The 6,106-nt window shown below is 72.2% G+C and carries 4 protein-coding genes and 1 pseudogene; 1 reads left to right on the top strand and 4 read right to left on the bottom strand.

The window, feature by feature from the left end:
* Window positions 1-193: pseudogene (locus GRQ65_RS22660) on the top strand (hypothetical protein); the annotation flags it as partial.
* 41 nt (window positions 194-234) lie between these two features.
* Here GRQ65_RS22660 and GRQ65_RS08875 read toward each other — a convergent pair.
* The 4 genes from GRQ65_RS08875 to GRQ65_RS08860 form a co-directional block, all read right to left on the bottom strand.
* Entirely contained in the window at window positions 235-1,170 is a 936-nt protein-coding gene (locus tag GRQ65_RS08875; RefSeq protein ID WP_160877285.1) for a carbamate kinase, read from the bottom strand.
* Window positions 1,170-1,841, bottom strand: a complete 672-nt coding sequence (locus GRQ65_RS08870; RefSeq protein WP_160877283.1) for an SDR family oxidoreductase — start codon at window positions 1,839-1,841, stop codon at window positions 1,170-1,172. Before GRQ65_RS08870 ends, GRQ65_RS08875 begins: the two co-directional genes overlap by 1 nt.
* A 115-nt stretch (window positions 1,842-1,956) precedes the next feature.
* Complete coding sequence (locus tag GRQ65_RS08865) at window positions 1,957-3,954, bottom strand: hydantoinase B/oxoprolinase family protein (RefSeq protein WP_237447935.1); 1,998 nt, start codon at window positions 3,952-3,954, stop codon at window positions 1,957-1,959.
* Entirely contained in the window at window positions 3,954-6,077 is a 2,124-nt protein-coding gene (locus GRQ65_RS08860) for a hydantoinase/oxoprolinase family protein (RefSeq protein ID WP_160877281.1), read from the bottom strand. The genes GRQ65_RS08865 and GRQ65_RS08860 overlap by 1 nt, the downstream gene beginning before the upstream one ends.
* Between the last annotated feature and the right edge of the window lie 29 nt (window positions 6,078-6,106).

Genomic DNA, 6,106 nt, shown 5'->3' with positions numbered 1-6,106 from the left:
CCGGGCCCTGCACACCATCGTCTTGACCAGGCAACGACACGACCCCGCCACCATCGCCTACACCCAACGACGCACCAGCGAAGGCAAGAACCCCCGCGAGATCCGCCGCTGCCTGAAGAACTACATCGCCCGCGACCTCTACCGACTCCTCGAGAACCCACCACAGGCCGCCGCCAGGGTTGACAGCCCATAGGAGCGTCAGGACTTCGTCCTTCCTCAACCCCCGGTGGGGGCTCAGCCCGGGAGGATCGTCGTCCCTGCGTTGCTGGTGACCGCGTCGACGATGTGGTCGAGGCTGGTGATGACCGAGCGGGCCCCGCCGCGCTCGACGAAGCGGCAGGCGGCGTCGACCTTGGGGCCCATCGAGCCGGAGGCGAAGTGGCCCTCGGCGGCCAGCGCGCGCATCTCCTCGAGCGTCACGGTCTCGACGTCGCGGGCCTCGGGGGTGCCCCAGGCGACGACGGCGTGGGGCACGTCGGTGGCGATGACGAGCACGTCGGCCCCGACGCTGCGGGCGAGCAGGTCGGCGCCGAGGTCCTTGTCGATGACGGCCTCGACACCGCGCAGGCGGCCCTCACCGTCGCGCACGTGCGGGATGCCCCCGCCGCCGTTGGCGACGACGACGAAGCCCGCCTCGACCAGCGCCTGCACAGCCGGGGCGTCGATGATCTCGAGCGGCTCGGGCGAGGCGACGACGCGGCGCCACCCCTTCTCGCCGCGGTCCTCCCAGGTCTCGCCGTGCTCGACGAGGACCTGCGCCTCCTCGGCGGGCAGGTAGCGCCCGATCGGCTTGGTGGGGGTCGTGAAGCCGGGGTCGTCGGGGTCGACGAGCGTGCGCGTGACGAGCGCCGCCGTACGCCGCAGCACGCCGTGCTCGAGCAGCGCGTCGTCGAGAGCGTCCATGAGCACCGAGCCGAGGGTGGCCTGGGTCTGGGCACCGCACCAGTCGAGCGGCACGGGCGGCACGACGCCGGCGGCGAGCTCGTTCTTGACGAGCAGGTTGCCGACCTGGGGGCCGTTGCCGTGGGTGATCACCACGTCGACGTCGTGGGCGAGCAGCTCGGCGACCGAGCGCATCGCGACCTGGGCGGCGGCGATCTGGTCCTCGGGCCGGGCGCGGCCCTCGGCGTTGGTCATGGCGTTGCCGCCGAGCGCGAGCAGGACTCTCATCAGGGGTTCCTTCCCAGCAGCATGTCGAGGACACGGGTGCCGACCGGCAGCCCGTGGCGGTCGTAGTGGTCGAACATCGCGCCGAGCGCGCCGCCGGTGGTGTTCGGCACCTGCACGGCGTGCACGCCGGCCTCCGCGGCCAGCTCGCGCACGGTCGCGACGCGGGTCGCGAGCTCGTAGGTCGCGCCCTCGTGGCCCGGCTCGGTGAGCACGACGGCGGCGGCCTCGCCCACCTCGGCGAGGTCGGCGAACCCGAAGGTCGCGTCGAGGTCGTACGGGACCTGCAGCTCGGCCCCCAGGTCGAGGTTCTGCAGGTAGGCCCCTGGCTGCAGCAGCGTCCAGGCGAGCCCGCTGCGGCGCACGAGGTCCTCGCTCATCGCCTTGCCGAGGTGGTGCGGCATCTGCGGGGCGTACGGCGAGGCGACGGAGTGGTAGACCACGCGCCCCACCCCGGCCTCGACGAGCCCGTCGAGCACCGTGGCGGCGTACGCCGGCTCGTCGGGGTGGAGGTTGGGCGCGACGACGTAGGCCGCGTCGCAGCCCGCGACCACCTCGGCGAGCCGGTCCCACTCGGCCCGGCCGGTGGCGACCGTCTCGACCCCGCGCGCGGTGAGCGCGGCGACGACGGCCCGGCCGGTCTTGCCCCGGCCGCCGACGACGGCGACGCGCATCAGCCGCACTCCGCTGGTTGAGGAGGTCGCGCTAGCGACCGTCTCGAAACCACACGAAGGCGACAGTGGTTTCGAGACAGGACTTCGTCCTTCCTCGACCACCAGCCCCGCAGCCTCATGCCAGCACGTCGACCTCGGCGTGGGCGGCGCCGCCGGCGAGCTCGGCGTAGCCCGGACCGCGGTGGAAGAACGCCTCCCCGGCCGCGGGGCGACCCGCGCGCTCGGCGGCGGTCGCGTCGGCGTCGAAGGACAGCGAGTCGTCGTCGACCGAGCCGGTCAGCACCACGCCGTACGACGACAGGGCGGCCTCGGGCGAGACCTTGCGCCACACGACGTCGCGCACGACGAGCTCGGGGTCGCGCTGCAGCGGGTCGCCCCAGCCGCCACCGCCGGTGGTGCGGATGCGGATGACCTCACCGGCCTTCACGGGCTCGTCGTCGGCGAGGGCGTCGACCTCGCGCTCGTTCGGGCCGCCAGGGTCGATGGTGACCTGGAACGGCGCTCCGGCGTGACCGCCCTTGACGCCCCAGCAGGCCAGGATCGAGCGGTCCGCGATGGACATGAAGTGGCAGTCCTTGAGCATCCGGATCGACTTCTCGTAGCCGAGGCCGCCGCGGAACTGGCCCGCTCCCCCGCTGTCGACGGCGAGCGAGAGCGACTCGACCCGGAACGGGAAGCGCGCCTCGGTGAACTCCGTCGGGAGGTTGCGGGAGTCGGGGACGACGTGGATGGTGTCCTCACCGTCGGCGTAGTAGCGCCCACCGGAGCCGCCGCCGAGCACCTCGCGCATGAGGTAGGAGCGACCCTCGAGGTCCTCGCCGTAGACGCCGGTGTAGCGGATCGTCTCCTGGTCGGCCGGCATCTTGCCGTCGACGGCCTTGGCGACCACGCCGGCGAGCACGCCGAGCAGACGCAGGATGACGAACGTGCGGGCGTTGGTCGGCGCCGGGAAGACCGGCGTGAGCAGGGTGCCCGGCGGCGGGAACTTCATCTCGATGAGCGGCACGATGCCCTCGTTGACGTCGAGCTCGGCCATCCGCTCGGGGGTGTCGGCGAGGTTGCGCAGGATCGGCGCCAGCCACTTCTTGAGGAAGACGCCGTCGCTGTAGTCGCCGCAGTGGTTGATCGGGCCCTTGGCCTGCGGGCTCGTGCCGCCGAAGTCGAGGACCAGCCGCTCACCCTCGGGGTCGTCGGCCGGCGTGCGCGTCAGGGTGATGCGCTGGGTGTGCAGCTGCGGCTCGTCGACGCCGTCGTGCTCGGCGTAGTCCTCCCACGTCCAGGTGCCGACCGGGATCTTGGACAGGATCTCGCGGCGGTAGGTCTCGGTCGTGCGGCTGATGATCGCGTCGAAGCAGGACTCGACGGTCTCGACGCCGTAGCGGTCGAAGAGCTCACCGAGGCGGCGCGCGCCCATGAGGCACGCCGAGCACTCGGCGTCGAGGTCGGCGGCGAGCGACTCGGGCATCCGGCTGTTGCGGGTCATGATCGACAGCGCGGCGCGGTTGGGCACGCCGGCGTCCCACAGCCGGATCGGGGGCACCATCAGCCCCTCCTCGAACACGCTCGTGGCGTGCGAGGGCATCGAGCCCGGCACGGCGCCGCCGATGTCGTCGTGGTGGCCGAATGCCTGGACGAAGGCGACGACCTTGCGCTCACCCTCGGGCCCGGCGAAGACCGGCACGGTGACGCACAGGTCGGGCAGGTGCCCGATGCCGCCCTCGGAGCGGTAGACGTCGTTGTGGAAGAAGACGTCGCCCTCGCGCATCTCCTCGATCGGGAAGTCGCGGGCGACCGGGTGCACCAAGGCGCTGTACGAGCGGCCGGTCAGCTTGCGCAGCAGCCGGTCGTGGATGCCGGCGCGGAAGTCGTGGGCGTCGCGGATCATCGGGCTGCGCGAGGTGCGGCCGATGGCGGTCTCGACCTCCATCTCGACGCTGGCCAGCGAGCCCTGGACGATCTCGACCAGCACCGGGTCGGCGCTCGCCCCGGCGTCGCCGGTGAGGTGGCCGAACGGGAAGTCCGTGGGAGCGCGGCGGCTCTCGGCGGCCCGGGCCGTCTCGTCCGCGTGGTCGTGCGGGGCGGAGGTGACGACTCCGCTCGAGCAGGTGCACATCAGCTGTTCTCCTTGTCGGCGCCGGCGTTCGAGCGGGTGACGATGATGTTGAGGAACTCGTCGATGCGGGCCGAGAAGCCCGGGTGCAGCGGCACCGTGGAGCCGAACTCCTCGATGATCGCCGGGCCCTCGACGACCGAGCCGGGGGTGAGGTCGGTGCGCCAGAGGACCGGCGTGTCGACGTACCCGTCCTCGGCGGCGAAGCAGACCTGGCGTCGGCCCTTCTCGGCCGGCAGGGTGCCGTCGCCGGAGGCGTGCTTGGCGATGTCGGGGCGCTGGATCGGACCGATGCCCGACACGCGCAGGTTGACCCACTCGACCTGCTGGGACGGGTCGGCGCTGAAGTCGTAACCGTAGAGCGCCTTGTGCTCGGCGTGGAACCTCGCGGCGACCTCGTCGAGGACGCTCGCGTCGACGTCGCCCTCCGGCACGCTGACGCGGACCTCGAAGGCCTGGCCGAAGTAGCGCAGGTCGGCGGTGCGCACGAACTGGTGGTCGTCCGCGGCGAAGCCCTCCTTGGTCAGCGCGACCGCGGCCTGGGCGGCGAGGTCGTCGAAGACCTGGCCGACGGCGGCCGGGTCGAGGGCGTCGGCCAGCGCGACGTGGGTCTGCACGTAGTCGTTCTTGACGTCGACGGTGAGCAGGCCGAACGCCGAGACGTTGCCCGGGTTGGGCGGCACCAGCACCGCGGGCAGGCCGAGCACGTCGACGAGGCGGCACAGCAGCAGCGAGCCGGAGCCGCCGAAGGTGGTGAGCGTGAAGTCGCGGACGTCGAGGCCGCGCTTGACGGTGACCTGGCGCAGCGCGTTGGCCTGGTTCCACGCCGAGATCTCGAGGACGCCGGTGGCGCATGCCTCGGGGCTGAGGCCGAGCTGCTCGGCGAGCGCCACGATGCCCTCGCGGGCGGCGTCGACGTCGAGCGGGATCTCGCCGCCGAGCAGGTGGGGCGGGATGCGGCCGAGGAAGACGTGGGCGTCGGTGATGGTGACCTCGCGGCCGCCCTTGCCGTAGCAGAGCGGGCCGGGGTCGGCGCCGGCCGACTGCGGACCGACCTTGAGGGTGCCCTCGGGCGAGAGCCAGGCGATCGAGCCGCCGCCCGCGCCGACTGTGACGACGTCGATCATCGGGATCTTCGACGGGAACGCGCCCACCGAGCCCTCGGTCGTCAGCGTCGGCTCGCCGTCGATGACGACCGAGACGTCGGTCGAGGTGCCTCCGCCGTCGGAGGTCAGCACCTTGTCGAAGCCGGCGACCTTGGCGATCAGCGCGGCGCCGAGCGCGCCGGCGGCCGGGCCGGACAGCACGGTCGTGATCGGCTGGTGCACGACCTCGTCGGCCGAGAGGACGCCGCCGTTCGACTTCATGACGTAGAAGGGCAACGCACGGGGGGCTCCGCCCCCCGTGGACCCCCCGTAGACGGACAGCCGGGACTTGATGTTGTTGACGTACGCCGAGAGCCGCGGCTTGACGGCGGCGTCGACCAGCGTGGTCATGGCCCGCTCGTACTCGCGGTACTCGCGCAGCACCTCGCTCGACAGCGAGACGACGGCGTCGGGGTGCTCCTCGCGGATCAGCTCGAGCGCGCGCTCCTCGTGGGCGGGGTTGGCGTAGGCGTGCAGGAAGCAGACGGCCAGGGTGCTGATGCCCTGGGCGCGGAACCACCGCGCGACGGTGCGCACGGCGTCCTCGTCGAGGGGGCGCACCTCCTCGCCGTTCACGTCGAGGCGGCCCTCGACGCCCTTCACCAGGTGGCGGGGCACGATGCGCTCCGGCTTCACCCAGAAGTAGCTGTTGCCGTAGCCGTCCGGCACCGACTGGCGCGCGATCTCGAGCATCGCCTCGTAGCCGGCGTTGGTGATGAACCCGAGCCGGTCGACCTTGCCCTCGAGCAGCTGGTTGGTCGCGACCGTCGTGCCGTGGCTGACCGCGTCTATGGCCGAGCCGTCGGCGCCGAGCAGACCCAGGACCTTGTCGATCCCGGCCAGGAACCCGTCGGCGGGGTTGCTCGGCGTGGACGGCGTCTTGGTCGTGACCAGCTCGCCGGTCTCCTCGTCGAAGGCCACGACGTCGGTGAAGGTGCCACCGGTGTCGATCCCGATCCGGATGCTCCGCGCTCTGGTCATGCCGGAGATTCAAGCCGCTGCAGCACCTC

Source organism: Nocardioides flavescens (genome assembly GCF_009823805.1).
GTDB classification, from domain to species: domain Bacteria; phylum Actinomycetota; class Actinomycetes; order Propionibacteriales; family Nocardioidaceae; genus Nocardioides; species Nocardioides flavescens.
The sequence above is the reverse complement of the archived record's forward strand: the minus strand, read 5'-3'. Positions and strand labels throughout refer to the sequence as shown.

Excerpts from the sequence above, each read along its gene's own strand:
- GRQ65_RS08870 (WP_160877283.1), bottom strand. The coding sequence starts at position 1,841 with ATGCGCGTCGCCGTCGTCGGCGGCCGGGGCAAGACCGGCCGGGCCGTC.
- GRQ65_RS08865 (WP_237447935.1), bottom strand. The coding sequence starts at position 3,954 with ATGTGCACCTGCTCGAGCGGAGTCGTCACCTCCGCCCCGCACGACCAC.
- GRQ65_RS08875 (WP_160877285.1), bottom strand. The coding sequence starts at position 1,170 with ATGAGAGTCCTGCTCGCGCTCGGCGGCAACGCCATGACCAACGCCGAG.
- GRQ65_RS08860 (WP_160877281.1), bottom strand. The coding sequence starts at position 6,077 with ATGACCAGAGCGCGGAGCATCCGGATCGGGATCGACACCGGTGGCACC.